28 protein-coding genes and 1 pseudogene are annotated in these 25,754 nt (G+C 69.1%); 16 read left to right on the top strand and 13 right to left on the bottom strand.

Translation table 11 applies throughout. The features are described 5' to 3' along the window. Nucleotides 1-23 precede the first annotated feature (23 nt). The gene (locus CP967_RS26640; RefSeq protein WP_150490406.1) at nt 24-728 is read right to left on the bottom strand and encodes a hypothetical protein; all 705 of its coding nucleotides are present in this window, start codon (nt 726-728) and stop codon (nt 24-26) included. 171 nt (nt 729-899) lie between these two features. Further along, nucleotides 900-1,127, bottom strand: coding sequence for a DUF397 domain-containing protein (locus CP967_RS26635; protein ID WP_167535444.1), 228 nt, complete (start codon nt 1,125-1,127; stop codon nt 900-902). Nucleotides 1,128-1,460: 333 nt separating this feature from the next. Here CP967_RS26635 and CP967_RS26630 point away from each other — a divergent pair, with 333 nt between their 5' ends. From CP967_RS26630 to CP967_RS26615, 4 genes are all read left to right on the top strand, one after another. Then, nucleotides 1,461-2,324, top strand: coding sequence for a carbon-nitrogen hydrolase family protein (locus CP967_RS26630; RefSeq protein WP_150490404.1), 864 nt, complete (start codon nt 1,461-1,463; stop codon nt 2,322-2,324). 489 nt (nt 2,325-2,813) lie between these two features. Beyond that, complete coding sequence (locus tag CP967_RS26625) at nt 2,814-3,539, top strand: dienelactone hydrolase family protein (protein ID WP_150490403.1); 726 nt, start codon at nt 2,814-2,816, stop codon at nt 3,537-3,539. A gap of 244 nt (nt 3,540-3,783) precedes the next feature. Continuing rightward, nucleotides 3,784-4,260 carry a hypothetical protein gene (locus CP967_RS34845; RefSeq protein ID WP_229888309.1) on the top strand — a complete coding sequence of 159 codons (477 nt, stop codon included), beginning with the start codon at nt 3,784-3,786 and terminating at the stop codon, nt 4,258-4,260. Nucleotides 4,261-4,262: 2 nt separating this feature from the next. Next, nucleotides 4,263-4,736 (top strand): hypothetical protein, encoded by a 474-nt coding sequence (locus CP967_RS26615; RefSeq protein WP_150490402.1) that lies wholly within the window; start codon nt 4,263-4,265, stop codon nt 4,734-4,736. Nucleotides 4,737-4,973: 237 nt separating this feature from the next. On the opposite strand, the gene CP967_RS26610 is transcribed toward CP967_RS26615, so the two are convergent. The 4 genes from CP967_RS26610 to CP967_RS26590 all read right to left on the bottom strand — a co-directional run bounded on the left by CP967_RS26610 (nt 4,974) and on the right by CP967_RS26590 (nt 9,205). Beyond that, nucleotides 4,974-5,348, bottom strand: coding sequence for a hypothetical protein (locus CP967_RS26610; RefSeq protein ID WP_150490401.1), 375 nt, complete (start codon nt 5,346-5,348; stop codon nt 4,974-4,976). A gap of 110 nt (nt 5,349-5,458) precedes the next feature. Beyond that, a complete protein-coding gene (locus CP967_RS26605) occupies nt 5,459-5,890 on the bottom strand; it encodes a hypothetical protein (protein WP_150490400.1) in 432 nt (143 codons plus the stop codon). 98 nt (nt 5,891-5,988) lie between these two features. Further along, nucleotides 5,989-6,579 (bottom strand): hypothetical protein, encoded by a 591-nt coding sequence (locus CP967_RS26600; RefSeq protein ID WP_150490399.1) that lies wholly within the window; start codon nt 6,577-6,579, stop codon nt 5,989-5,991. An 82-nt stretch (nt 6,580-6,661) separates the two neighbouring features. Next, on the bottom strand, nt 6,662-9,205 hold the full coding sequence (locus CP967_RS26590; RefSeq protein ID WP_150490398.1) for an MMPL family transporter: 2,544 nt from the start codon (nt 9,203-9,205) through the stop codon (nt 6,662-6,664). Nucleotides 9,206-9,357: 152 nt separating this feature from the next. On the opposite strand from CP967_RS26590, the gene CP967_RS26585 reads away from it, so the two are divergent. The 3 genes from CP967_RS26585 to CP967_RS26570 all read left to right on the top strand — a co-directional run bounded on the left by CP967_RS26585 (nt 9,358) and on the right by CP967_RS26570 (nt 11,398). Further along, complete coding sequence (locus tag CP967_RS26585; RefSeq protein WP_150490397.1) at nt 9,358-9,954, top strand: TetR/AcrR family transcriptional regulator; 597 nt, start codon at nt 9,358-9,360, stop codon at nt 9,952-9,954. Between the two features lie 437 nt (nt 9,955-10,391). Next, nucleotides 10,392-10,766, top strand: a complete 375-nt coding sequence (locus tag CP967_RS26575) for a PadR family transcriptional regulator (protein ID WP_150490396.1) — start codon at nt 10,392-10,394, stop codon at nt 10,764-10,766. Beyond that, on the top strand, nt 10,763-11,398 hold the full coding sequence (locus CP967_RS26570) for an HAAS signaling domain-containing protein (protein ID WP_150490395.1): 636 nt from the start codon (nt 10,763-10,765) through the stop codon (nt 11,396-11,398). Before CP967_RS26575 ends, CP967_RS26570 begins: the two co-directional genes overlap by 4 nt. Nucleotides 11,399-11,481: 83 nt before the next feature. On the opposite strand, the gene CP967_RS26565 is transcribed toward CP967_RS26570, so the two are convergent. Then, entirely contained in the window at nt 11,482-11,691 is a 210-nt protein-coding gene (locus tag CP967_RS26565; protein WP_150490394.1) for a DUF397 domain-containing protein, read from the bottom strand. Further along, nucleotides 11,688-12,518 (bottom strand): helix-turn-helix domain-containing protein, encoded by an 831-nt coding sequence (locus tag CP967_RS26560; protein ID WP_150490393.1) that lies wholly within the window; start codon nt 12,516-12,518, stop codon nt 11,688-11,690. The genes CP967_RS26565 and CP967_RS26560 overlap by 4 nt, the downstream gene beginning before the upstream one ends. A 103-nt stretch (nt 12,519-12,621) precedes the next feature. Between CP967_RS26560 and CP967_RS35480 the strand changes: the two genes are divergently transcribed. Together CP967_RS35480 and CP967_RS26545 are read left to right on the top strand one after the other, a co-directional pair. Then, nucleotides 12,622-12,831: a hypothetical protein gene (locus CP967_RS35480; protein WP_150490392.1), complete on the top strand. Its 210-nt coding sequence runs from the start codon at nt 12,622-12,624 to the stop codon at nt 12,829-12,831. Between the two features lie 491 nt (nt 12,832-13,322). Continuing rightward, entirely contained in the window at nt 13,323-13,697 is a 375-nt protein-coding gene (locus CP967_RS26545) for a hypothetical protein (protein ID WP_150490390.1), read from the top strand. Between the two features lie 89 nt (nt 13,698-13,786). Here the strand turns inward: CP967_RS26545 and CP967_RS26540 are convergent, their stop codons facing one another. Together CP967_RS26540 and CP967_RS26535 are read right to left on the bottom strand one after the other, a co-directional pair. After that, nucleotides 13,787-15,256 carry a VCBS repeat-containing protein gene (locus tag CP967_RS26540; RefSeq protein ID WP_229888310.1) on the bottom strand — a complete coding sequence of 490 codons (1,470 nt, stop codon included), beginning with the start codon at nt 15,254-15,256 and terminating at the stop codon, nt 13,787-13,789. Nucleotides 15,257-15,748: 492 nt separating this feature from the next. Further along, entirely contained in the window at nt 15,749-18,529 is a 2,781-nt protein-coding gene (locus CP967_RS26535; RefSeq protein WP_150490389.1) for a glycosyl hydrolase, read from the bottom strand. Between the two features lie 327 nt (nt 18,530-18,856). Between CP967_RS26535 and CP967_RS26530 the strand changes: the two genes are divergently transcribed. The 7 genes and pseudogenes from CP967_RS26530 to CP967_RS26495 all read left to right on the top strand — a co-directional run bounded on the left by CP967_RS26530 (nt 18,857) and on the right by CP967_RS26495 (nt 24,066). Continuing rightward, the gene (locus CP967_RS26530) at nt 18,857-19,036 is read left to right on the top strand and encodes a hypothetical protein (protein ID WP_150490388.1); all 180 of its coding nucleotides are present in this window, start codon (nt 18,857-18,859) and stop codon (nt 19,034-19,036) included. Between the two features lie 792 nt (nt 19,037-19,828). After that, nucleotides 19,829-19,876, top strand: a pseudogene (locus tag CP967_RS35275) (hypothetical protein); the annotation flags it as partial. Nucleotides 19,877-20,245: 369 nt separating this feature from the next. Next, nucleotides 20,246-20,512 carry a hypothetical protein gene (locus tag CP967_RS26520; protein ID WP_150492065.1) on the top strand — a complete coding sequence of 89 codons (267 nt, stop codon included), beginning with the start codon at nt 20,246-20,248 and terminating at the stop codon, nt 20,510-20,512. Further along, entirely contained in the window at nt 20,478-21,008 is a 531-nt protein-coding gene (locus CP967_RS26515) for a DUF6879 family protein (protein ID WP_341874677.1), read from the top strand. Before CP967_RS26520 ends, CP967_RS26515 begins: the two co-directional genes overlap by 35 nt. 38 nt (nt 21,009-21,046) lie before the next feature. After that, nucleotides 21,047-21,850 carry a helix-turn-helix domain-containing protein gene (locus tag CP967_RS26510; RefSeq protein WP_229888311.1) on the top strand — a complete coding sequence of 268 codons (804 nt, stop codon included), beginning with the start codon at nt 21,047-21,049 and terminating at the stop codon, nt 21,848-21,850. 774 nt (nt 21,851-22,624) lie between these two features. After that, a complete protein-coding gene (locus tag CP967_RS26500) occupies nt 22,625-23,080 on the top strand; it encodes an NUDIX domain-containing protein (RefSeq protein WP_150490385.1) in 456 nt (151 codons plus the stop codon). Between the two features lie 179 nt (nt 23,081-23,259). Beyond that, entirely contained in the window at nt 23,260-24,066 is an 807-nt protein-coding gene (locus CP967_RS26495) for a hypothetical protein (RefSeq protein WP_229888312.1), read from the top strand. A 340-nt stretch (nt 24,067-24,406) separates the two neighbouring features. On the opposite strand, the gene CP967_RS26485 is transcribed toward CP967_RS26495, so the two are convergent. The 3 genes from CP967_RS26485 to sufU form a co-directional block, all read right to left on the bottom strand. Continuing rightward, nucleotides 24,407-24,772 carry a VOC family protein gene (locus CP967_RS26485; protein ID WP_150490384.1) on the bottom strand — a complete coding sequence of 122 codons (366 nt, stop codon included), beginning with the start codon at nt 24,770-24,772 and terminating at the stop codon, nt 24,407-24,409. 174 nt (nt 24,773-24,946) lie between these two features. Further along, complete coding sequence (locus tag CP967_RS26480) at nt 24,947-25,285, bottom strand: metal-sulfur cluster assembly factor (protein ID WP_150490383.1); 339 nt, start codon at nt 25,283-25,285, stop codon at nt 24,947-24,949. Continuing rightward, nucleotides 25,282-25,737: a Fe-S cluster assembly sulfur transfer protein SufU gene (gene sufU, locus CP967_RS26475; RefSeq protein ID WP_280116538.1), complete on the bottom strand. Its 456-nt coding sequence runs from the start codon at nt 25,735-25,737 to the stop codon at nt 25,282-25,284. The genes CP967_RS26480 and sufU overlap by 4 nt, the downstream gene beginning before the upstream one ends. Between the last annotated feature and the right edge of the window lie 17 nt (nt 25,738-25,754).

The raw sequence follows: 25,754 nt of genomic DNA, 5'->3' as shown, positions 1-25,754 counted from the left end.
CTGCCCTCCCCCGGTCCGGGGTCTCACCCGCTCGCCCGGTCGGGGGCGATGAGACGCCGGATCGCGGCCGGTGGACGGAGGCCCCCGGCCTCGGACCGCTCCCGGCACCAGCGGCGCCCCGACTCGGAGTTGGAGCTCCAGCCGCCCCGGAGCTCCTGACGGATCAGCCAGGGCCTCAGCACGGCGGGCAGCCCGTCGGGGCACGGGAGGCGGTGGCAGGTGTCGGCGATGTCCTCGATCCTGCGCAGCGCCGCGTCGTCCTCCCCCAGCGGTCCGCCGGGGGCCGCCAGCTCACGGATGTCGAGGAAGCCGGCCAGGAGGATGTTGTTGCACCAGGCCACCCGCCGCGACCGGCCGGAGGTGTCCGCCCCCCGGTCCGGGAACGACGAGGGGTCCTTCCCCACCGCCGTCATCAGCCCCTGATAGGCGCTCCGCCCCGCGTAGTCCCGTACCGTCTCGGCCAGCCAGTACCTGCCGACCGGCCCGGCCGCCGCCCAGCCGTCGAGCAGCGCCGTGAGGGGGTCCGCGCCGTCCGACCGGGCGATCCTGATGGCCAGACAGGTTTCCGCCACGTCGGCGATGTACGGCGCGACGGCGGGGAACCCCGGCACGACGTCCACCGCCACCGTCTCCGCGGCGAGCACTCCGTTCCGTGCGAGAGCCCGGATCGCGACGAAACCCTGCCGGGTGCACAGCCAGGTGGCCCTGACGGCATCCGCACGCTTCAAAGGCGTCGGCCCCTCTCCGCACAGGCCCGCTTCGGGCCGCCTCGTACCTCACGGCGAGGAGACCCGTCCCCCGGCCCGGAACGGTCCGCCGTGACCTGCGGCCGCCCCACCCTGCCCTGCCCGGCACGGTGGGGCGGCCCGGAGCTGTCGTGCGCCGGTGACGCCGGGATGTCAGACGGTGGCGAACCCTCCCGCCCTGACACCGGCGACGAACGCGGCGAACGCGGGCGCGCCCACGTCCACCACCGGGCCGCCAGGCTTCTTCGAGTCACGCACCGGGACCACGCCGCGCGAGGCGACGAGCCCGGCACCGACCTCGACGCACGCGCCGCCGTTGTCGCTGTACGAGGAGGTGAACCAACGAGGGGAACCGGTCGTCACGGGATGCCCTTCCGTCATGGCCTGGGATCGCCTCCACTCCGCCCGACGAAGCGGAGGCAGTCCCAGGGTGACGGGCGCACCCCGGCCACACAAGATCAGAAAGCGCCGAACTCACCGCACGCTGATCCCGGCCCCTGACGGCCGGTCTGCCGGTCACGGCACATGCCGGGCAGTGCCTGGGCACCGGACACGCAGGCTCCCCCATCCGCTCGGGGCGAGGGCTCGACCCCTCAGGCACTCCGCCTCGTCGCTGCGGGGTGATCCCGCCGAACAGCAGTGGGCGCGCCCCGGCTGTCAGCCCGTCCAGGGGCGTGGACGAGTGGGCGAAGGAGGGCGGTACGCTGAAGAACCGTGAGAGAACATGCAGCTCAGCGTCAGACCCACCCGCTTCCCACGCGCCCGATACGCATAGCTGCCGCGCAGGCTCAGGCAGCGGCCGGGGACATCGAGGCGAATGCGGCCGCCGCAGCGGCCATGGTTCGTGAGGCCGGACGGGCGGGGGCCCGGCTCGTGGTCTTCCCGGAGAAGTTCCTCAGCGGCTACGAGCCCGATCTCATCCGGGCCGACCCGCGCAGGTACGCTGTGGGAGCCGGCGACCCGCGGTTGGATCCCATCGCCGAAGCCTGCCGTGAGACCGGCACGGTTGCCGTTGTCGGTGCTGCTGTCCACGATCAAGGTGACCTGTACATCTCGGCACTGGCCATCGGCACGAGCGGGGAACTGGTCGCCCGCTACGACAAGCAGAACCTGTTCAAATCGGAACACGAGATCTACCGCGAAGGCACGGCCGGGTGCACACTCCAGCTCGACGGCTGGCGTCTGGGACTGGGTATCTGCTACGACTCCGGCTTCCCCGAGCACGCCCGTGCGGCAGCGCTGGACGGCTGTCACGCTTACGTCGTCGGCGCCTTGTTCGGCGTCGGCAACGGGCACCACGAGTTGCGCACGTGGTTTCCCGCACGGGCCCTGGACAACACCTGCTACGTCGTGCTGGCCAATCACATCGGCACGACAGGGGGCTGGGACGCCTGCGGCTCCAGCACCATCTGGGGCCCCGACGGGCGCCCCCTCGCCGAAGCCGGTGCGGATCACCCGGAGTTGATCACCGCCGACCTCGATCCGGAAGCTCTGCTCACGGTCCGCGATTCGGAACCGATGCTGCGCGATCTGCGGGACACGGCCACTGAGGCGCGCGCCTGGCACCGGCTCGGCTGATCCGCCCTCAGCACCCCGGACGAAGAGGGGCCCGCACGGCCGCTTCTCGACGGGCCGGTGATTCCCCTCGTCGTCTGGCGAGCCACGAGTGGGACGGTCCTACGCGACGACAGAGTCCCTGGCAGACGGGTCCTCGGCCCCGGTCCCCGTGAAGGGCCAGGTCCTGGCGGCCGGTGGGCTTCGGGTCGGTCGGGATCCGCTTGTGGACGAGGTTCGCCACCAGGAGTACCCGCCCGGTCAAGCTGAACGGCCGTCCTTCGTATCACCGCCTCCGGACCTCGTCCTGCCGAGCCGCCGAGTACCCGTAGGCACGCACCTGTGCCTCCGCGGTCACATGATCGCCTGCGGGTGGTGCGTTGACCACTCAAGCGTGCCGTCGCCTGCCGACGGGAAACAACACGTCCGGGTACCGCAGTCGGCACAGACCGCTGTCTGCCGTCGGTGAACACCACCCCGGAGCGGGCGCAACGGTCATTACCGTCCAGTCGCATGACGACGGTCACCACCCGCACGGTCGAATACCCGGCCGACAACCTGACGATGATCGGACACCTCGCGCTCCCGGCCGGCACCGGGCGCCGGCCCGCGGTCCTGATCGGACCCGAGGGGGTGGGGCTCAGCGATGTCGAGCGCCACCGGGCCGAGGCTCTGGCCGGACTCGGGTACGTGGCGCTGGCCTTCGACCTCCACGGTGGACGCTATCTGGAAGACCCAAAGGACATGCTGGCCCGCTGCATGCCGTTGCTCGCCGACCCCGGCCGGATGCGAGGGATCGGTCACGCCGCGCTCGACGTGCTGCGTGCCGAACCACGGGCCGACCCCGGCCGGACCGCCGCCATCGGCTACGGAACCGGGGGCGCGGTCGCGCTGGAACTCGGTCGCGACGGTGCCGATCTGCGCGCGATCGGGACGGTCAACGCGCTCACCACGGGCCGGCCGGGCGAGGCGGCACGCATCCGCTGCCCGGTGTGGGCCGGGGTCGGGTCAGAGGACCCGATCATGCCGCCCGCCCAACGGGACGCGTTCACGGCGGAGATGGAGGCCGCGGGCGTCGACTGGCGCCTCGTGGTCTACGGCGGAGCCCTCCACGCCTTCCACCATCCGACGGTCGGCCACACCGTGCGCCCCGGCGTCGGCCACCACCCACGTCACGCACAGCGGGCCTGGCGTGACGTCGTCGCTCTGCTCGCCGAGTGCCTGCCCGTCGCGGATTGATCCGCTCGGCTGCTCCTGACGCCCGGCTCCTGCCCGCCACCGTCGCCCCCGTCTCCGTCCGGCTCCAACGCCTGTGCGGCATCCCGCGAGTTCCCCTGAGCACTGCTGAGTCCTCGTCCCCATGGCCAGGGTGTTCTGTCCCCTTGCGATGTCCTTCGAGCCAGCGATGTAACTTCAGGATTCTTGAAGTGCCCCCACTTCGTCCGGTCAACCTGTGATCGGGGTGAAGGTGAGGAAGCTCGGATTGGCACCGGCAGCCGTACGCGGTCTGCGCGAGTTCCGCGATCCGGTCCCGGCTGAGGAACTGGAGTGGTTCGGGACCAACCGACGTACTTGCCGGGTTCGTCCTCGTGCGGGCCTCGGTGGGGCTGGCGGACGGCACCGTCCGCGGGGACGTCGGGCGTGCCGTCCTGGCTGGCTCGGGCACCGCCGCAGCCGCTGGCCGAACACGGTCGGCCCCCGCCTGCTGATCACCCAGAAGACCCCTGCCGAACTCGGCCCGGCCGGCAAGCTCTGGACCACCCGGGCCACCCGCAACCTCGCCGCCACCCTGGAACGGCTCCGCGTCGACCGGCAGCTCGAAGAGGCTCTCACCCACGGCGCCGACCCGCTCCACCTCGCGCTCGTCTTCGGCATCGACGAGAAGACCGCCATCCGCTACGGTGACGCCGCTCGGCAGCTTCCAGCATCAGAAACCGAGGAACACCACGGGAGTTCATAAGCATGCGCATCTCAACCGACGACGGCCGATTCGGGCTGATCTTGACCCCAGCAGGTGACCCCTGGGATGCGCGTTTCTTTCGTTTCCAGCTCATCGTGGACTCGATCATCATGGGCGATTCAGAGCCCTGCATCCTCGGCTCGATGATCTTTGCTCTGCAGAACATGGCCAGGCTTGAGGACCCGCGTCTGGCCCGGCCCGACGCCGACCCGGCCGCGGCGCTGTCCGTGTTGCGTTCCGAGGCCGCTCTGAACGATGCGTCGCTGCTGGGGGCTGCCGAGTCCCTCGACCATTGCCTGGTCCATGGGTATGTCCACGGCACGAACGCGATCGTGATCGGCGAGCCCGCCGAACCACCCGTGGGGACGCGCACGCCCCACGTCGCGGTCATGTCGCTGCACGACTTCCACGTGGTCGTCACGGCCGCCACCCACTACTGGGAGGGGGTGCAGCGTGATGCACGGCTCAGCACATGACCGGTGAGATGGCACCTGTCGGCGTACACGTGAACGCCCCCACCCGCGTGCGGATGAGGAAAGGCAGTTGTTGATGCGTTGAGATCCGCGGTCCGGCACTCCACTGCTCGGTCGGTGAGAGGCGGCGGAAGGCTGTCGACGAGGTCGGCTGCCGGCTCAAGAACCGCCTCGAAGCAATCGAGCGGGACAACGATGTGGCCTGACGACCCACCCCGCTTCCGGCGACCGAGAGCCTCATCAGTGGTTGGTCACCCGCTGAAAGACCTCGGAGAACTCGCCGTTCTCGATCAGTCCGGTGATCACGGCGGTCATGTTGTCGATGCCGGGATCCCTGACGATCAAACCGTCCGAGACCCAGAAGTACCGGCCCCCGAGGGCCTCGTCAGTTCCTGCCCAGAGTTTCATCAGGCGCTCGACTTCCGTGACGGTGAACACGGTCGCGGTCCAACGAGATCCATCCTCCATAGTGACGAAGACATCGACGTTGCAGACCTCGTCCAAGTCCTCGCCGTCGCTGGGCAGGAACGATGCTTCGAAGCCCTCCGAACGGATCCGGTACCAGGGCTCGTCCCACCCCCGCTCGATCGCTTCAGACGATGTGCTGCGGCTCATCATGCGAGTATCCCCCTCGGGGCATCGATCTCAAGCGAGATCCTCTGCCGTGCTGCTGCCCACGGTCAGGGCCGGGGTCATCCGTCGACTCCGTCGCCGGGCTCGCGATGTCAGCCGTCGAAGCGGATCCAGTCGACGGGCAGATCGGCTAGCGGTGCCAGAGCGCTTCGGTGGCTGGCGCCGGCCCAGACATCGAATTCTTCGCCGTCCTCGCTGCTGACATGCACGACGAGGCCAGGGGCCACGTAGAAGTGGGTGGGTGCCCACGGCCAGAAAGGACGCAGAGGCACAAGGTGCAGCGCTTCGGTGAGCCGGGCGGCCTGTGCCGCCGTGAGTCTGCGCGGCAGCGCCACGTAGTCGGCACTCATGGAGGCCTCGAAGAGGGAGAACTGGATCAGGAAGCCGCTGAGCGGTTCTTGTTCGGCGATCGGTTCCTCGTCGAATTCACGGAACCAGACAGTCGGATCGGCCTCAGGTCCGTCGAGGGACCACAGGAGCGACCAGAAGAAGCCTCCTTGGTTCTCGACGCCGAAGACAAGCATCTCCCCCAGGTGGTCGGTGTGCAGGTCCGGTTCGGGCAGGATGCTGTTCTGGGTTCCGAGGGCGCCCGGCCGCTGCCTCGCGAGCCGGTACAGCTGCCTCAGTCCAGAAGGCAGGCACGAGGGAGAGCGGGCGGCAGGTGGTTCGGTGGCGTCTGCGTCCGGATACCAGCCGTGATGAACTGTTCCAGCGCTGCCGCACGATCATCCTTCACGTTCCTGAGCCACTCCAGGCCCGGCAGGTCTACGGCGGGAAGCGGTGGGCGCACCCGGTTGAGGAGCTGTCGGCCCAGGGGTGCTTCAAAGCGCAGTTCGCAGTCGGTGAGAACCCCGTCGGCCGTACCGGCCCGGCTCACCTCGGCAGTGCCGAGGTACAGGGTCTGCTCTCCAAGGCGGACCGCAATGTGTATCGGCAACGAGCTTTCGTCCGCGGCCCAGGGCGATCCCATCAGCCGCTCTGTGACCGAAGCCGGTGCGGGCCCGGTCAGACGGACCTTCTCCGCACTCCACACACCGCTCCTGCCGGGCGGGGCACCCGCTTCCACGGTGATCACCGTCCCCGCCCGGCCTATGGGGATGCTGGCATCCCCCACCATGAAGCGCTCCGTGCTCACCGGGCCACCGACGAGCACCGACACGTGCTCGTCATCGAGTACCAGCGCCGGAATCGCGGCGGAGCCCTGATCAGTCATCCCCGCATCATCCTCGACGGCCGACTCTCCGCAGCACGTCAGTAGCCCTCAACAACCCGATTTACACCGCTCGTTTGACCCGTTACAGGGCTGGAGTCGGGCTCGGGTCCGCGGCCGGCTGAGGGAGCCTGCCTGTGCGGCGGGCCCAGATCTCGAACGCGACGGTCATGAACGGGGGTACGGCGGCCAGCAGGGCGAAGACCGTGGTCCGGCCCAGCCGCCACTTCAGACGGATCGCGATCAGGACGGTCAGGGACACGTAGACGATGAAGGCGGCGCCGTGGAGGGCGCCGAAGATCCGTACGCCGAGTTCGGTGGTTTCGGGAATGTACTTGAGGTACATCCCGGCCAGCAGACCTGCCCACGTGCACGCTTCGATGATCGCGATCCAGGAGAACGCGCGCAGCAGAAGGCTGGAGCCGGTGTCGGCGGCCCGTGCGGCCGGCACACCGGCGGAAGGCGGTCCGGAGGCGGGCGTGGAAGGCGCCTTCGGGGTGCCCTGGCGTGCGGGCCACAGGGCGCGGTCGCCGAGCAGGCGGACGATGGCGGGGACCAGGAGCGGGCGGATGAGGAAGGTGTCCAGCAGGATGCCGAAGGCCATGGCGAAGCCGAACTGGAACAGTTCGCGGATCGGCTGGGTCATCAGGACGGCGAAGGTCGCCGCGAGGATGAGGCCGGCGGAGGAGACGACGCCGCCGGTGCGTGTCAGGGCGGCGGTGATCGCTTCCGCCGGGGGCCGGGTGCGCAGTTCCTGCTTGAACCGGCTCATGATGAAGATGTTGTAGTCGACGCCGAGCGCGACGAGGAAGACGAAGATGTACGCGGTGACGCGGTTGCCGATGCCGTCGTCACCGAGGACGGTCACGGTGAAGAAGGTGGTGGCGCCCAGGGTGGCCAGGAACGACAGGATCAGGGTCGCGACGAGGTAGAGCGGGGCGAGGAGCGAGCGGAGCAGCAGGACGAGGACCGCGGTGACGATGGCCAGGACCAGGAGCACGATGAGGATCGTGTCGCGGTCGAGAGCGGAGCGTATGTCGGCGTTCTGCGCGGTCTCGCCGCCGATGAGCACCGTGGCGTCCTGCACTCCGGCGGCCTGGGCCGCGGATCGGGTGGCCTGCTCGAGGGGGCCGATCGCGTCGAGCGCCTTGGAGCTGTAGGGGTCGAGGTCGAGGACGACCTCGTAGAAGACGGTCTTGCCGTCCTTGCCCATGCGGGGGTCCGCGACACGGCTGACGTGGTCGGCGTCGGTGAGCGCGGTGGCGATCCCGGCGGGTGCGGGGCTGGAGCGCAGGCTGTCCTGGGAGTGGACGACGACGGTACTGGGCGCGATCTCGCCGGGCCCGAATTCCTCCTGGATGAGATGCTGCCCGCGTTCCGACTCGGTGGCGGCGCGGAAGCCGCTGAGGGTGTTGAAGCTCTCCTGGTAGCCGAGCAGTCCCGCGCTCAGCACCACGAGGAGCGCGATCACGGCCGAGGCCACCTTGACGGGGGCCCGTGCGACCAGGGCGGCGACGCGGTGCCAGATGCCCGCGCCGCGACCGCGTTCGGCGGCCTTGTCCACGCCCCCGGGCCAGAAGACGCCCCTGCCCAGCAGGAGGACCAGGGCGGGGATGAAGGTGAACGCCACCAGCGCCATGACGGCCACGCCCAGAGCGAGGTACGGTCCGAAGCCGTGAAGTGCCGGGGAGGCGGCCACGAGCAGGGCGAACATGGCGAGCACGATGGTTGAGGCGCTGGCGAGGACGGACTCGGCGGTGCGGCGCACGGCGGTCTGCATCGCGCGGGCGCGGTCCGGCTCGTCGAGCAGGGTCTCGCGGTAGCGGGCGGTGATGATCAGCGCGTAGTCCGTGCCCACCCCGAACAGCAGCACGGTCATGATCGAGGCGGTCTGGGAGCTGACCGTGATGATCCCGGCGTCCGCGAGAATCGCGCCGAGCGTCTCCGCCACGCGCATGGCCACGCCCACGGCGAGAAGCGGCACGAGCGCCATCAGGGGCGAGCGGTAGATCGCCAGCAGGATGATCAGGACGAGCACGATGGTGGCCAGCAGCAGGACCTTGTCACCGCCGCTGAAGACCTTCACGGTGTCGGTGGCGATCCCGGCGGGGCCGGTCACCGCGACGTCGGCGGGCCCGGCCCGGTCGGACGCGAGGTCACGCACCGCGTCGACCGCGTTCTGGAAGGACTCGTCCGAAGGGCTTCCCTTCATGGGCACGATGACCAGCTGGGCACCGCGGTCCTGCGAGACCAGCCCGGCCGCGGCGTCGGGAGCGGTCACCGTGGAGACCACGCTCACGACATGGTGAGGCCGGCTGGTCCCGGAGAGGGCCGAGGTGATGGCGGCGACCGCCTGCGCGGCGCTCGCCTCGGCGTCGGTGCCCTTGCCGCGTACCACGATGACCGCCGGCGTCGCGTCCTGGCCCGGAAGCTGGGCGCGGACGAGATCACGGGCCTTCATGGAGTCCGAGGCGGCGGGCGGCAGGTTGGCGGACGCGTTGTCCTCGACGGACTCCAGGGCCGGGGCGACCCCGGCGAGGAGGCCCGCGATCAGGACCCAGAAGGCCACCACGACGGCGGCGCGCTTCCTCGATCCCAGGAGACATCGGAGCAGAGCGGGGGAGTTCATCGGTTGCATCGGGCAGCCTTCGGCAGGAGGCACGGACAGAACTTAGCGACAGGGTGTCTCTAAGTTGTGCAAGCTAACACGCCCGCTCGGCCTCCCGGGCGCAGGGGTAGGTTGGCGGGAGACGGCACACTGCCCGAGGTGAAGCGGAGAAAATGCCCAAGATCGAAGCCGGAAGCGTCCGGGAGCACCGGGCCCAGCGGCTCGCGCAGCTGATCGACGCGGCCGAGGAGATCCTGGAGGAGGGCGGCGCCGAAGCCCTCACAGCCGGAGCCGTCGCCGCGCGGGCCGGGATCGCCCGCAACAGCATCTACCGCTACTTCAACTCCATCGACGACCTGCTCGAACTCGTCGTCACCCGCGAATTCCCCGCTTGGATCGACGCGGTGGAGCAGGCCATCGCAGCCGAGACCACGCCCGCCGCCCAGGCCGCCGCCTACGTCAGGGCCAACCTCGAACAGGCGGCTCGCGGCACCCACGGCTGGCTGGCCGCGCTCTCGCGCGACTCGCTCTCCCCGTCGGCGCGGGAGCGGGTGAGGAATCTGCACGTCTCACTCCATGAGGCACTCGCCCGCGTCGTGCGCGAACTGGGGCGGCCACAGCCCGAGCTGATCGTGGCGGTGGTCCAGGCAGTCGTCGACGCGTGCATCCGCAGAATCGACCAGGGCGACGATCTGACGACCGTGTCCGACTTCGCGGCGGGAGCGACGCGCCGGCTGCTCGCGGACGACGACTTGCCGCAGCACCCGTGACACACCCCGCCCGGGCGGCTCGCGGGCCCGCCGCTTCACGAAGGTGCCCCGGCTGAAAAAGGCGCTGCGGATGCCGGCCCCGGCCGGCCGCGGGCCGGGGCCGGGCAGGTCATAGCGGCCGGGCAGGCCATGGCGGCCGGACACCCCGCCGCCGGCGTCGATCGCCCCGGACCTGCCGAGCACGGGCATCCGCGTCGCGGGTACGCGCGGTGCCCGCCCCTCGGGCAGGGACCCGGCTCCCAGCTCGATGCGCTCAGCAGGCACGGCATCCCCCGCGACAGGATCCTCAGCGAGAGGATCGGCACCCGCGCCCAGGTCCGCCCGAAGCCCGGGGAGCGCTCAGGGCCGCCTCCGGGGGGCAGCGGGTACGGAGCGTCGGCGGCCGGGCCGACGCCCCCCCTTCTCATTCACTTGCCGCACCAGGTATCTTGCATCGCATGGAACCAGGCGATTCGACCAAGCAGGCACGGGCAGCCGCCCAGCTGCGCAAGGGTGTCCTGGAGTACTGCGTGCTCGCCCTGATGCGGGACCGCCCCCGTTACGGCGTGGAGCTCCTCCAGGCCCTGGAGGAGTCCGGTGCCCTGGCCACCAGCCAGGGCACGGTCTACCCGCTGCTCTCCCGCCTCCGCCGCGACGACCTGGTCACCACCACCTGGCAGGAGTCCGCCTCCGGACCGCCCCGGCGCTACTACGCGCTCACCGACAGCGGCCGGGCCGCGCTGGACGAGTTCACCCGCGTCTGGCCCGGCTTCCGCGATGCCGTCGACACCTTCCTCACCACCCCGTACCTCCCCACCGGAGACCACACATGAAGACTTCCGCCGACCTCGTGCGCGATTACCTCTCCGCTGTCGGGCGTGAGGCCTCCGCCCTCCCCGCCGACCGCCGCCAGGAACTCCTCGCGGACCTGGCCGAACACATAGAGGTGGCCCGCGCCGAACGCCCCGACGCCTCGCCCGCCGAGATCCTGGCGGAGCTCGGGGACCCGCGCACCATCGCGGCGACGGCGCTGGCCGAGGCGGGTCACGGCACGGCCGGGGCAACCGGAGCGGGAGCCTGGACGGCCGGCCCGACCGGGATCCCCGCCGGGGACGGAGGGGCTCCGCCCGCCCGGCGCGGCAAGGTGCACCCCCTGGTCCCGCTCCTGATGCTCACCCTCTCGCTGCCGTTCATGATGGTCTTCTCCGCCCAGCCCGGACCGCTGTTCGGCGTCCTGTTCCGCATCGTCGGCGCGGTGCTCCTGTGCACCTCGGTGCACTGGACGGCAGTTCAGAAGACCACCGGCGTCCTGCTCACCGCCGTGCTGCCGAGCGTCCTCTTCGCCACCTGGAACCTGTCCAACGGCACTTCACAGGAGGACGGCGCCGCCCTCCTGCCCAACCTGGTGGTGTTCGCCCTGCTGGCCGGCGTCGCGGCATGGCTCTGGCGGGTCCGCCGCGTCTGAGGCCCCCGGCCTGGGGCTGCCCCCGCCCCGCCCGCGCAGCGGAGGCAGCCCGGGAGCGAGCGGATCGCCCCGGCGGCACACGGTCAGAGAGCGCCGAACCGCCCGGCCCTGACACCCGCCACGAACGAGGCGAACGCGGGCGCGGTCACGTCCAGCACCGGACCGCCGGGGTTCTTCGAGTCACGCACCGGAACAACTCCGTGCGAAGCGATAAGCCCGGCGCCGACCTCGACGCAGGCGCCACCATTCTCGCTGTATGAGGACGTGAACCAGTGGATGGAGTCGGTCGTCACAGGGTGCCCTTTCGTAACTGCTTGATCATGGCTACGGAATCCGCCTGGGACAGCGCTTCAGCCTGTAGCTGATGGTAAGCGGTCAGCAAGGGCACGACTGAAGCGGTTTCCCGCTCCAACTGGCCACGCTGGGCGGACTCCGCGTACGAAACCAGAGCCCGGTTCTCCATCGTCAGGATGTACAGCGGCAAGCTGAGCGGGCGACGATCGCCCAGAGCGAAGGGCGCGACCTGGAAGACGGTGTTCGGCAAGCCCGCAAACTCCACCAGCCGAGCGAACTGCCCATCCATGACAGCAGCATTGCCGACCGGCCGTCTCAGGCAGCTTTCATCCAGCACCACGAACACAAGTGGCGCCGGCGTCCGGTTGACGGCTCCTTGACGCATCGCGATGAGGGCGTTGCGTTCCTCACCCTGCTCGGGGGTGATCACGCCTCGCTCAACCGTACGAGCAGTGAGCGCTGACGCGTACTCCGGTGTCTGGAGTATCCCCGGCATGACCCCGACTTCGTAAAGCCTGATCTCCGCCGCTCGCGCTTCATGTGTCACGTACTCCGGGAACCCCTCCAGCAACGCCGTCTGCCGAAGAGCGAGGCTCTGACGCTCCAGCTTGCCGCCGGTACCAAACGTTCTGTCGGCGCCGCGCGCAAAACGAAGAGTTGGAGGACGTCGGCCAGTTTCAACAGCTGAGATATGTGTCCCGGAGCAGCCCATGCGCGTTCCCAGCTCCTCCTGGGTCCACCCGCGCTCCTCTCTCAGCAGGCGTAACCGTTGACCGAAGCGTGCTTTGGGTGACTCTTCCGGGTTCAGCTCCTTACGGTTCACCACCGCTACTCAAACCTCCAAGCATCATCCGCAAGTTGAGGATAAGAGAACCGTAAGCCACGCTGAGCCCGCTGTGTAGCGAAACGACTACGGAGAGGTGCTTTTCGTGTGTGCATCTGTCGGTTTTCCCTCTGGGCAGGAACCGCCGCAGGTCCCGGCCCCCAACACACCCGCCGACTGCCGGAGGTGCCAGGAACTCCTCCTGGCCGAGGCCGTGGCCACCGCGCGGCACGACCCCAGCGCGGCCACGGACTGCCGGGTGCTGCTCCGGCGCCACCGGGAGACGGAGAACTGTCCGGAACGGAAGGCGACGTGACCGGGCCGGGGTCGTCCCTGCCCGAGTTCAACCCGCTGCTCTTCCCGCCGTGCGCGTGCGCACGGTGCATCACCCGGAAGGGGTACGCGGAAGAGGGGGCAGCCGGAAGCGGTGAAGCCGGTGGAGCCGGCCAGGACTCCCCCGTACTACGGGAGTTGCGCGCGCGGGTCACCGAGGAGAACGGCCTGCGCGGGTCGTTCCGGTCGGTCCGGCACCTCCCCTGACCTGCCGACCGGTCCGGTAGCGGGTCTCGTCGGCCGCGTCAGCACTTTCCCCGGAACTCACCGTAGCGCGACCCCGCACGGCATCGTTGTCCACGGCGGGAACACCACCCCGCGACCGTTCGTCCGCACCTGTTCGCCCCGCCCCCGAAGAGCCCCCACCACCGAAGAGCCCTCCACCACCAAAAAGCCCCCACCACCGAAGAGCCCCGCCCCCGGCCGCCCTGCGGGCCGGCACAGGCGGCGGGCCTTTCCGACCAGGACGCCCCTATGTTGCAGTGCACCGCGTTCACGAGCCTGCCGCCCGTGGAGACGATCGTCCAGCTCCTCATGTCCAGCGACCCGCCCGAGCACCCCACGAAGGCCGTGTCCGGGCACGCGGTGTGTGAACTCGGGGACGGGCACGACGGCGAGCACGCCGACCACGTGTGGGACGAGGACGCCCGGGACGGGGCGATCTGGTTCCTGTGGAACGGCTCCCGGCACCGTTTCCTCGCCCTGCCCTGGTGCCCGGTGAAGGCGGCCGGCGGTGACGCGTGCGAGCTGTACGAGGAGCACCCGGCGGACCACTCCTGGGACGTCGAGGACCCCGTACGCCAGGCCCTCTGGGACGACATCGACCGCAACCCGGACCGCTGGGAGTGACCGCCCCGGGCCTCCGCTCCGGCTTCCGGCGGCGTGACGGGCTCCCCCGGGCCCGTGCCGCTCCGGCACAGGGGCGGCACGGGCGCGGGTCAACGGCTGAAGGACGACCCGAGGGCCGCCTTCACCGCGACCGTGCCCAGCGTGCCGTGCCCGAAGGTGAAGGAGCCGGTGCCGGACGTCATGGACGGCAGGACCCAGAGCGAACCCTCACCGGCGTTCTCGCCCGGGGCGCCCACGGCGAGTTCGGCGCGGCCGTTCCTGTCACCGTCCACGAAGGCGGCGGCGCCGCCGAACAGGTCGCCCTGCTCGGCGGTGCCGGTGACCCCCTGGGTGTCCTGGTTGAAGCCCGTGGAACCCGTCCCCGTCGGTCCCGCCGCCGTACCGGGCAGGACGACGATCCCGCCCGCCCGCGCGGTCGTCCCGAGCGCCTCGCCCGGGACGCCGACCGCCACCTCCCCGTAACCGTCCCCGTCCGTGTCACCGATGGCGAGGGACGAACCGAACAGGTCGCCGCGCTCGGCCGCGCCGGGGATGCCCGCCGAGTCCTGGTTGAAGACCTTCGCCTTGGCGCCCTGGGCGCCCGTGGCACCACCCGGCACATAGGTGATCATGCCGCCGAGCGAGAGGGGGTTCTCGGCGTCACTGTCGTGACCTTCGAGCCGGCCCACGACGAAGTCGGCGTACGCGTCACCGTTGATGTTGCCGACCGCGAGGGTCTCCCCGGCCTCCAGACCGGACCCGTTGCCGCCGGCCACCTCGCTGAACGCTCCCGGGCCGGAGGTGCCGCCCGCGGCGACGCTGACGCGCCGCCGGTCGTCCTCGTTCCCGTTGTGGGCCAGGCCGACGAGGTCGTCGCGCCCGTCACCGTCGACATCGCCCGCCGCGAGGTCGAGCCAGCGGTTGTCGTCCGTGTCAGGGGTCAGGGCGACGGCGGTCGCGGCTCCGGCACGGGTGAACGGACCGGACAGGACCTGGAGGTCGTCGTGGCGGAACGTGGCGAGGTCCTTCGCCCCGTCCCCGTCGAAGTCGCCCACGGCCAGCTCGCTGCCGACCTCGCTGGACGCGGTGCCCACCAGGAGCGTGGCGCCGCCCGAGAGACCGGTCGGGCCGCCCCATACGACCGACAGCGCCCCCGCCCGTACGGCGGTGCCGTCCTGCTCACCGGGCGAGCCGACCACCAGATCGGTGTAGCCGTCCTGGTCGAGGTCGGCGGAAGCGAGCGTGCCGCTGAAGCCGTCACCCGCCTCCGCCACGCCGGGTATGCCCGCCGAGTTCTGCGTGATGACCTGCTTGGTGGTGGGTTTCAGGCCGCTGCTCGACCCGTAGACCACTCCGGCGAACCCGGCGTTCGCGAAGCCGTTGACAGTGGCGCCGGGTGCCGAGAACGCCAGATCGCCGTACCCGTCGCCGTTGAAGTCGGCCTGGAGCCCGGCCGGGGCGGCTGCCGCTCCCGCGGGGGCGGAGGGGGCGACGGCCTGGGCGGCGGCCGGCAGGCTGATGACGGCGGATGCCACAGCGATGGCGAGGACCAGACGTGTGGCGGTTGCACGGGATGTCACGCGGACTCCTTGCGGGAAGAACGCGCGGAACGTCCCGGAATCGTTCACCCGGTGGTTTCCGCGCGTTCGAGAGATAGTTGCTCTGCACACGTAAGGACGATCGGTTCCGGCCAAGGGTTGTACGCGGAGCGAGCTTCCGTGGAAGGGCCGCACTCGGTCCCGCGGCATGAGGCGCGAGCTGCGACGCGCCTGCGCCCCCTTCTCCAGTGGCGACGGTTTCCTCACGGAGACGGGCCGGCTCCGCGAGGGGCCGGAAAGCCCACCGCCGCCGAAGTCCACGTCACGGCCCGTCACAGGAGTGCCTGCGGTGACTCCAGCGCTTCGGCATGGTGCTCGCGCATCCGGCCGGCGGACGGCCCCGTACGAGGCCCCGGCCCCGCCCCTCACGTCCACGTCAACATCCACGTCCGCATCCGCATCCGCATCCGCATCCAGGGGAACGGCAGGTGGCCTCACCGCGCCCCTGGCGCGGTGAGGCCACCTGCTGGATGGTCAGACGTACGGGATCCGCAGGACCGCCGCCTCCGTGCCGGTCTGCACCCGGGACGTGGCGTTGCCCAGCGCGTTCCAGATCTCCAGGCGCACCGTCCCGCCCCTGAGGTCGCCGAGGCTGCCGGTCACCGCCTTGGTGCCCACCGCCTGGGTGTACTCCTCCCAGCCGGCGACCGGGTCGGTCGCGAAGTACCGGAAGGTCTCGGTCCGGTCGAAGGTGCCGTCCCCGGTCAGGTCGTAACCGACCCTGACCTGCGGGGCGAGGCCCACCGTCGTGCCCGCGTCGACCCTGAGGCGGAACGTCGTGGCCGCGCCGGGGTCGAGCGTCCCGTCGACCCCCTTGACCTCGTAGACCGTCGGCCGGTACGGCGTGCCGTCCCGGTTGATCCCGTCCGCGGCCGCCAGGGTGTCCGCTCCCGCCGCTCCGTCCGTGGCGGTGGTGAGGACGCCGCCGGACTTCAGCCGGAAGGTGTTGCCGGTGGAGGGACCCGGTTCCTCCGGATCCGGACCGCCGCCGCCGGTGCCCGTGCCGGTGGCCGTGGACCGGGCCGGGACGGTGAGCGTCGCACCGTCGGAGAAGGTGACGGTCCGGGCGGTGGAACCGTGGTTGTGGGCGCTGTAGGTGCGGACGCCGTTCCTGGTGAAGACCGCGGAGGTGGGGATGGAGCCGCTGACCGTCATGTCCGGTGCGCCCAGGCTGTCGAGCGTGGTGATCCAGTGGTAGGTGTGGGCCCTGGACTCGCCCTGCTCCGGCGTGTAACCGGCGTTGCCCGCGTCCCACTTGCCCTTCGCCGCCGCCGGGTCGGCCAGGGCCTCGAACTCCCACAGCAGGTCGCGCCACTCGACGGCCGGCCCGCCGTTCTCCCGCTCCATCTCCGCGATGTTCCGCCCGATGGCGGCCTTCTCACGGGCCAGGTGCAGCGAACCGCCGGTGACCGGGAGGACGTTGATGCCGTGGATCTCCTCCGGGTTCGCGGTCCACCAGGTGGAGTACGCCCCGCCGCTGCCCCAGACCATGCCGACGGTGCCGTGTCCGAAGCCGGACGGGAAGACCTGCCGGTCCGCGTCGAACCAGTACTGCGTGATCGCCTCGGACTCGGTGGTCAGCAGGTAGCTGCCCAGGTCGCGCAGCCCGGTGTCGCCGGTCGCGGCGCCCCACAGGACCAGTCCGGCACTGAGGTTCACGGACTCGGAGGAGGACTCCTGGTTGTTGCCCGCCGCGAAGCCCTGGTGGCCGGAGGCCCAGCTGTGGCCCGCGTACACGTCGAAGCCGCGCAGGAACGGGAACGCGGTGTCCGTGCGGCTGGGGTTGGCGGTGTCGCGGACCAGGGTCTTGACCATGGTCCCCCAGGCGGAGTCCGCGGCCCACGCCTGGTCGTACTGGGCGATGACGGCCGCCGCGTACACGTAGTAGCCGTAGTGGAAGTGGTGGTCGTTGAGTTCGGTGTCGCTGCCGTACGAGGCCGGGTAGCCAGTCAGCGTCTTCCAGTCCCTGTCGTAACTGAACTCACTGGCACCGCCCGCTGTGAACCACTCCTGGAGGCGGCCCTTCATCAGGCCCAGCAGCTTGTCCCGGATGCCGGTCTGGCCGATCTGGTCGGCGACGGGCACCAGTTGGGCGAGGCGTCCGAGCGCCTTGCCGGTCCAGTAGGTGTCGGTGGCACCGGAGAACGGGTCGGAGGCGTTCGCCACCTCGTTCAGGTATCCCGTCAGACGGGCCTTGTCCACGCCCGGCGAAGCGGGCAGCGCGGGCAGCACACCGGCGCTTCGCTGGCTGGTGGTGAAGGAGGCCGACTCGCGCACCTTCATCGTTCCGCGCGGGGAGACGTAGGTCCAGGAGGTGAGCGGGTCCGGGGTGTGCAGCCACTGGTGGCGGTACAGCGCCTGGACGGTGCCGCGCTCGGTGCCCTCCTTGGCCTCGGTGGTCAGGGTGTAGGTCGCCTTCACGGTGCCGCCCTCGGACGCCCAGCCCACCGTGGAGCCGGTGACGAAGCTGAAGGCGTACTTCCGGTAGGTCGCGAGCGCGTCCGTGGACGGCAGCACGGCGAGGGAGAAGTAGTTCTTCCCGCCGAGCCCCGCGGTGATCGCGGAGCCGGAGACCGACCAGTCGCTGCCGGTCGGGGCGAACAGCGCGTAGTGGTGGCCGGCGACGGTGAGGCCGAGGACGTTGCCCTGGTCGGCGAAGACGGTGGGGGTGCTCGCCGTGGTGATGCGGGCGTCGCCGCCGGAGCCCTCGGCGTACACGAAGGGCATGCCGTGCCCGATGGTCGTACGCAGGGTCCGGGTGCCGTCGGACCAGTAGGGCGTGACCGTCCAGTCGGACCAGGCGTCGGCCTTGGTGTCCGGTGAGTTGAGACCGCTGAGGCCCACGGTGAGGTCGGCCTTGTGGGCGTACTCGTACTGGCGGCCGTCACCGACGATCGCGGGTGCGGTGGGATAGCCGACCTGCAGTCCGCCCGAGGTGGCCTGGTAGGTGAGCGGATGCCCGTACATGGGGGTGGAGTACGGGTTGTCGCCGTAGCGCTGGTAGGCGAGCGAGGACCACCAGTCGTTGGTGGGCACGGGCTTGTTCCTCGCCGCGGCGGTGAGCTTGGGGGTCACCGGCGCACCCGTGCCGGTGGTGGGACCGGACGTACCGGCGGGACGGGTGTCGCTGTAACTGCCGGAGCCTGCGGGGACGGTGGCCGCTGCGGCCGGGGACGCCGCAGGCCCCAGGCCGGCGGCGGCCAGGGCAACGGTCAGCACGGCCGCCGCGGCAGATCTGGACAGGGAGGTTCGCATGGGCAGCACCTCGGGATCCTGGGGGGGGGACGCCTGAGAGCGCTCTCAAGCGTGTCCGGGAAACGTAAAACCCCTGAAACTTCGGTGTCAATAGAACACACACGAACGGCAGTTGGGCGCACCGGACCGCGACGCCACGTGACCTTGTGTTCGAGACCTGACGGGACGGGCCCTCATACGGGGCCCGGCCGTTACAGAGGGTGGGAACACCTGCGGCCATGTGCCCCTCGGGCACCGGCGGGCAGCGCCACCACAGGCGCCTCGGCCCGTCGGCGCCTTCCGCGGCCCGGGCACGCGGCACTCGTTGCCCTCCGGGGTGTGCGGTGCGTGCGTCTCTCCGTTCTGACCGAGGAGACCACCAGCCCCGAGCGGCAGCGCGACGCAGAGGGCAACCAGGTCATGGCCACGGCCGAGCCGATCATGACCCGTGAGGAGTTCGACCGCATCGGCGCGGTTCTCGACTCCCGCAGCATCGACAACAAGGAACGTAAGGACACGGACACGTGAAGCCCTCGCCGGCTGCCCTTCGGGCGGGCCGCTCACAGCGAGAGGCGAGAGGGTGTCGAGTTTCAATACTTTTGAGGTAACCCGGAAAAACCTAAGAGAAAGAGAAATCGGGGCCCCTGTCGTCACCATCGACACCCTTCGGCCCCTCGGGAAACCTTCGGTCCCTCCTTTGACCGGGGGCGCCGAACGGGGTTGCAAGACCGTGCGGTCCCCACGTCGTCCCGACGCGTCTATGAGCGCCAGGACGACGATCATGCCCGCTGACCCAACGGCTGGAGGTGCGCGGCACCCGCCCCCTCCATGGGGAGATCCGTACGCAGCCCGCAGAGTTCCCCGGTTCGGATCCAAAAGCGGGCGCTAGATCAATTCATGCTTGCTCCGTGTCGGGGCGCACATCGATGACCCCTCGCTGTCTACCAACGCGGTGTGGCTGTACGCCTCCCACTGGAGCCCGAGTTCACACACGGAGCATCGACCAGCGAAACGTCGGTAGCCCGGCGCGGGCTCGGACGGGTCCTCGGTTGAAGTCATCTGCTCAACGTATGACACACCACTGACAGGGGGCGCACATGCGCTGTATCGACTGCACCGGGCTGGCGACCCGTCGGGGCCGCTGCAAGGCCCATCACGGGGCGTACGAGGGTCGGCCGGGCGGTCCGCTCTCGGCGGGCACGGGGACGACGACGGGCGAACCGCCGGAACGCTGCTGCGAGGCCCCGCCGGCGAGTCCAGGAACGGGGCCCGGCCTGGTGCGCCTGGCGCTTGGGCGACTTCCCCGCGGACGGGGCGTAAGTGGACCACGTACGCCCGCCGTCCCTCGGCGGTGAGGACGTGGACAGCGACGTTCAGGCCCTGTGCCACGGCTGTCACCAGCTCAAGAACACCACCGAGTTCGAGGGCGCGTGCTGTGGCTCGGCGAGGAGCACGACCACGGACCCGAGGACCTTGAACGGCTCGCCGCTGTGCCGGCCGCTCTCGTCGCCACATCGCTCCGCGACGTGCTGGTTGCCAGTACGGAGGAATTCCCGAAATGAACCCCCGTCCCCACGCCGACGCAGAATCCCCGCGCTCATCGCCCACACCGGGGCGGCGGCGCGGGGGGCTGCCGCATTGCGTCAACGGCCCTATGGATGGAGGCTCTTGACCGAGAGGGCCGAGTGGGCAACGCTCAAGCAATCTGCTGCAATCGGATCGGCACAGGGAGAGGTCATGCGCTTGCGTTTCCTGGGGATCATCCCGACCACCGGTAAGGACGACTCACCCACCATCTGGCTGGACGAGGACAGTGGAGACCTGCTGATCCAGTCCTACCGGGCTACCGAGGAGGAGGTGAAGGCATGCCAGGAGATCGGTTCGATTCCCGGCCACGGCACGGAGGTTCCGGACCACGAAGCGATCATTCGGTTACCGAAGGTCATGATCCAGTACATTCCTCGACCGGATGGAGACACCGCCGATGAAGCCCCCGGCACGTGAGCCCCTGTCTCGGGCACGGCGAACCGCAATCCATCTAGAGGTACGTGATCAGTACGCAAGTACTGACCCCGATTTCCTCGAATGGCGTGAGGGTCGACGCACGTTCACGCCGGACAATCGTGCGGACTGGTGGGAAGGCTGGCATGAGACGGTACAGGCTGCCGTTTCGCGTGGGGTCTCGGTTCGTCGTGCACGCGTAGTATCCGAGCCTCTGACTGAATATGTTCGGTGGGAGCACGCCTATGCGGTGACCAATATCGCTGCCGGTGAGGATGTTCGTTGGCTTCCTCGGCGTCACGCAAAAGATCTCGCGGTGCCCGCCGTTGATTTCTGGGTATTCGACGGCGAGTTGGCACTCTTCCATCACTTCAGCGGGGACGGTGTTCTGACGGAACGAGAGTACGTAAACGACGCAACCTTGGCTGCGTGGTGCATTGCTGCATTCAATTCCGTCTGGGAGCGGGCCACGCCTCATGAGGAGTACAAGCCGGTCTAGTGCAATCATCATCTAGCGTCCAAGAGGCTCGGCGAGCCTTGGCGAATCGCCTTCGCGATTTGGTCAAGGATGCCGGGCTGGATGGCAAGGATCTCGCAGCCCTGTGCGGCTGGCACCCTTCAAAGGTTTCCCGGATCTCGACAGCGAAGACACAACCGAGCGAGAACGATATTCGGTTGTGGTGTCGTGCGTGTGACGCCGAGGATCAAACAGGCGACTTGATCGCATCACTCCGGGCCGCAGAGGGCACATGGCTGACGTGGCGCCGACTGGAGCGCACGGGACTCAAACGATCCCAAGAGGAAAGGCTACCGTTATACCAGCGCACACGTCGTTTCCGCTCGTATAGCGTGTGGGCACTTCCCGGACTCCTTCAAACCTATCAGTACACCGAAGACGTGCTTCGGGCAATTCAGCAGCAGCGGGTGCCCATGGATGACGTGGCAGACGCGGTGGCGGCCCGCATGGAACGACAGCGAGTACTGCATGAGGGACAACGGGCATTTGCTTTCTTGATCGAAGAACCTGTTCTCAGGAATACGCTTAGCACTGCGGAAACCCAGGAAGAACAGCTAGAGCACCTACTCACTTTAGGCAGATTTCCTAATATCAGTCTCGGCGTCATCCCTGTCGCCCAGCAGCGCCCACAACTTCCCGTTGAGAACTTTTGGATCTATGACAACACGCAAGTCAATGTGGAGTTGGTATCTGGTTACTTGACGCTGACTCAGCCCAGCGAGATCAAGGCCTATTCGGATGCCTACTCCAAGCTCGCCGGCATGGCTGTACACGGCGCACGGGCACGTGCGTTGATCTGTAAGGCGCGGGACTCACTCGTCTGACTGGTCTGCAATCACGTGCAATCAACTGTGAGTTGAGGCCTTGTCCTTCCTAGCATTGTCGTGATCCAGACGACGTGAAGGGGTCGGCATGAGCGAGCGCCACACCTGCCCAAGTGCACCAGTGGCCTTGCCACTGAGGTTGGATGTTGAACCAAAGCCGGTACCGGGATGCGCGCACTGCGGCACAGGCGCCATGGACCGCGACCATGCCAAGGCGAACGGTGACGCGAGCCGCGTAAGTGACCGCAACGTGCGGATGAGCCGGCATCTCGCGGACGCGCAGCGATGACCGCCCCTCCGACACGGCGTCACCAACGCCCCACGCGCCCTCTCCCGGCCCCGTAGCTCGTGAGCCTCATAGAGACACCGACCCGGGCGGCCCTTACGCGAACTCCCCGCCCGGGTGGTGGGACCAGTACGGCGGGGCTCCGAACGCGGCATCGCGCGTGCTCCGCCTCCCGGGCCCGACGCGCCCCCGTCGCCGTTCCACCCCGAGGACCGCCCGGACTGCATCCCCCCGGCGGGACAGCCTGTGAGCCGGGTCCGCTGCTTCGGATGGGCGGCGCTCGTCTTCACAGTCGCTGCTCCCGCAACAGCACTTCCCACCCTCGCGGCGGCAGACCGTCTCTGACCCCCGCCCCGGCGGGGGAAACCCTGGTCAGGTCGAGCGGCGGAGGCAGGTCCGCAGAAGTTTGGGCGTGACCTGCACCCGACGGCACAGGTTGAGCCAGCATCGCAAGCGCCGGACGTGCTTGCCTCATCGAAAGGGTGCATATGAAGCGGATCGTTGCGCGGATGTGGAAGCTGATTCGCGGCCCGCTGCAATGGCGTGTCCTGTGGTTCGCGCATGCCAAATTCATGGTCGGCGTCACGGGAATTGTGCGCAACGAGGCGGGGGAAGTCCTGCTGCTGAAACACCGCATGTGGCCCGCCGACCGCCCGTGGGGTCTTCCTACCGGATACGCCATCAAGAGCGAGGAATTCCCGAAGACCATTGTTCGCGAAGTCAAAGAAGAAACGGGCCTTGACGTGGTGCCGGGGCGACTCGTCCAAGTGACCAGCGGATACAAACTCCGCGTGGAAATCGCGTACGAGGCTCTGCACGTGGGCGGGACTCTCAAGATTGACGGCTTCGAGATTCTGGAGGCGAAATGGTTCAGCCCGGACATGCTCCCGGAGGGGATGCAGGAGTCTCACATTCAGCTCATCAAGACGGGTTCCCCGACTTAACGGAACTCGCCCCGAACGAGTCCGTCATGGGAACGCGGACACTGGCAGCCCTTTCCGCCATGCGCGCCGATGCATCCCCACTCACGGACAAGCACCCCGCCCACGTTTTCCGCCCACTCTCGGAAATCCTCAGCCGATGGGCGGCCGATGGTGTCGACACCACGCCCTTTCACTCTGGTGTGGAGGATGCCAAGCGCCGATACGCGCACTACGGGCTGTCTCGGATACTGCCGTTCGACCGTGTTCTGGTCGGCTGTGAGTCCACGCGCCCCGGAGCCTTCGGCGGATTCCACCACCCGGACCAGGGATACCGGCATCTTCAAATGGTCGCCGTCATCACTATGCACGGCCCCATGGAACGACGAACCCCCGAGCGCCCCGCGCTGGCACTTCTCGACCTGCTTCGCGCGTACTCCCATGACTGTCTTCACTACGGATCGCGTCGGCGATATGTGGAAGTGGCGGGCCTGCCCGTGCGCACTCAGTACGGAATCAACTACCGCCGCGCGACAGGACAGCAGTACTCGGTAGCCGACGGACACGGAAGCCGCCACACGCGGAATCTGGGAGTCGTCATGGAGGGCGCGTGCGACAGGGAAGCGCGCTCCATCACCCGGAGAGCCGCTGAGCACTTCGGTATCACGGGCCCCGTAGACGTTCTCGGTGCACTCGCGTTCCGGGACATGACGGGAACGCTCACCGAACAGGACAGCCAGCGAGTGGTGGACGTTTCGGAAAGCGCAGAGCGGGCGCAATACGCCGCCGCACTTCGGAACTACGAAATAGGCGTCAACCGCCGGTACTTGAACTTCCTCGGGGAGTTCGCCCCGGGGGAAGAGTGCGAGTGCCACACGCGCTTGCTCGCGGCCGTCATCAGTGGCGACACGACGGCGCTCGGCGCATGGCTCGACGACCGGCACGGCCCCGGCACGTTCGCGGGCCTGTTCCGGACCCCGGGCTACTTCGGACCCGGACTGACCGCATAGGCGGTCACCTGGTCGGCCCCGCCCGTGTGCTGCCCCCGTGGCGCGCGGACGGGGCTACTGCGCGTCCTGGCGCTCATCCTCGCCGCGGTCGCACACGTACGTGCCCCGCTGCGGCACGGTGCAGACGTACCCGAGTTCCCGCAGGTGTCGCACAGCGAGCGGTCTCCCGTGCCACGCCCCATCGCTGGATCAACGCGGACTCCGAGGGGATCGGGCGGTCCACAGCGAGAGTGCCCGACTCGATATCCTCAAAGACGTGTTGCGGGCCCGTAGAGGCACACGCACAGACAGCGAAACGCCCCGCACGCCCAAGTGGCGTACGGGGCCTGCGGGCCACACCTCAGTCCGTCAGCGTCTTCCGCGGCCTGAGCACGCAGAACTCGTTGCCCTCCGGGTCGGCCAGCACCACCCAGGTGGCGTCCCCGCCCTGCCCCACGTCCACCCGCGTCGCCCCCAGCCCGATGATGCGCTCGACCTCCGCGTCCCGGTCGTCGGGGGCGAGGTCGATGTGGAGGCGGTTCTTGGCGGTCCTGCCCTCCGGTACGGGGAGGAAGCACATACCGGGCCGCGCCGTCTCGTCCGCGCCGATGACGATTTCCCCCTCGTCCTCGAACAGCACCTTCCAGTCCAGCACCGCGCACCAGAAACGGGCGAGTGAGGGAAGGTCATGGGTGTCGACAGCGATCTGATGCAGGTGAACGGCCATGCCCGCCAGTCTCCTGGAAGATCCTTCCCGCTCACAAGAGCGGGAAGGAGGGCATGGCCGTTCATCTGTGCGCGACGGGACGTGGCCGGAAAAGGGCCACCTCACGGGAGGAAGTACGGCTCGGACGTCAAAGCCCGGCGGTACGGCTCGGACCTCGGAGCCCGGCAGTACGGCTCAGACGTTGAAGCCCAGCGCGCGAAGCTGCTCGCGGCCGTCGTCCGTGATCTTGTCCGGGCCCCACGGCGGCATCCAGACCCAGTTGATCCGCAGCTCGCTGACGATCCCCTCGGTCGCGGTCTTCGCCTGGTCCTCGATCACATCGGTCAGCGGGCAGGCCGCCGACGTCAGGGTCATGTCGAGAGTGGCGATGTTCGCGTCATCGATGTGGATGCCGTAGATCAGGCCCAGATTGACGACGTCGATACCCAGCTCGGGGTCGACCACGTCGTACAGCGCCTCGCGGACCTCCTCCTCGGAGGCCGGCTTGGTGGTAAGAGTCTCGTTCTCGCTCATGCCGTCTTCCCTTCGGACAGCGCCTGCGCCGTCGCGTCCTTCCACGCCATCCAGCTCAGCAGCGCGCACTTGACCCGGGCCGGGTACTTGGAGACACCGGCGAACGCGACCGCGTCCTCCAGCAGCTCCTCCATCGAGTCGTCCGGCTCCAGCTGGCCCTTGGACTGCATCAGCTCCAGGAACGCCTCCTGGACCTTCTGCGCCTCGCTCAGCTCCTTGCCGACCAGCAGGTCGTTGAGGACGGAGGCACTGGCCTGGCTGATGGAGCAGCCCTGCCCCTCGTAGCTGACGTCGGCGAGGGTCTCGCCGTCGTACTTCACGCGGAGCGTGATCTCGTCGCCGCACGTCGGGTTGACGTGGTGCACCTCGGCGTCGCCGTCCCGCAGGCCACGCCCGTGGGGGTGCTTGTAGTGGTCCAGGATCACTTCCTGGTACATGGAGTCCAGCTTCACCAGTCAACCCTCAGCCG

This window comes from Streptomyces nitrosporeus (genome assembly GCF_008704555.1).
Classification (GTDB): domain Bacteria; phylum Actinomycetota; class Actinomycetes; order Streptomycetales; family Streptomycetaceae; genus Streptomyces; species Streptomyces nitrosporeus.
The sequence above is the reverse complement of the archived record's forward strand: the minus strand, read 5'-3'. Positions and strand labels throughout refer to the sequence as shown.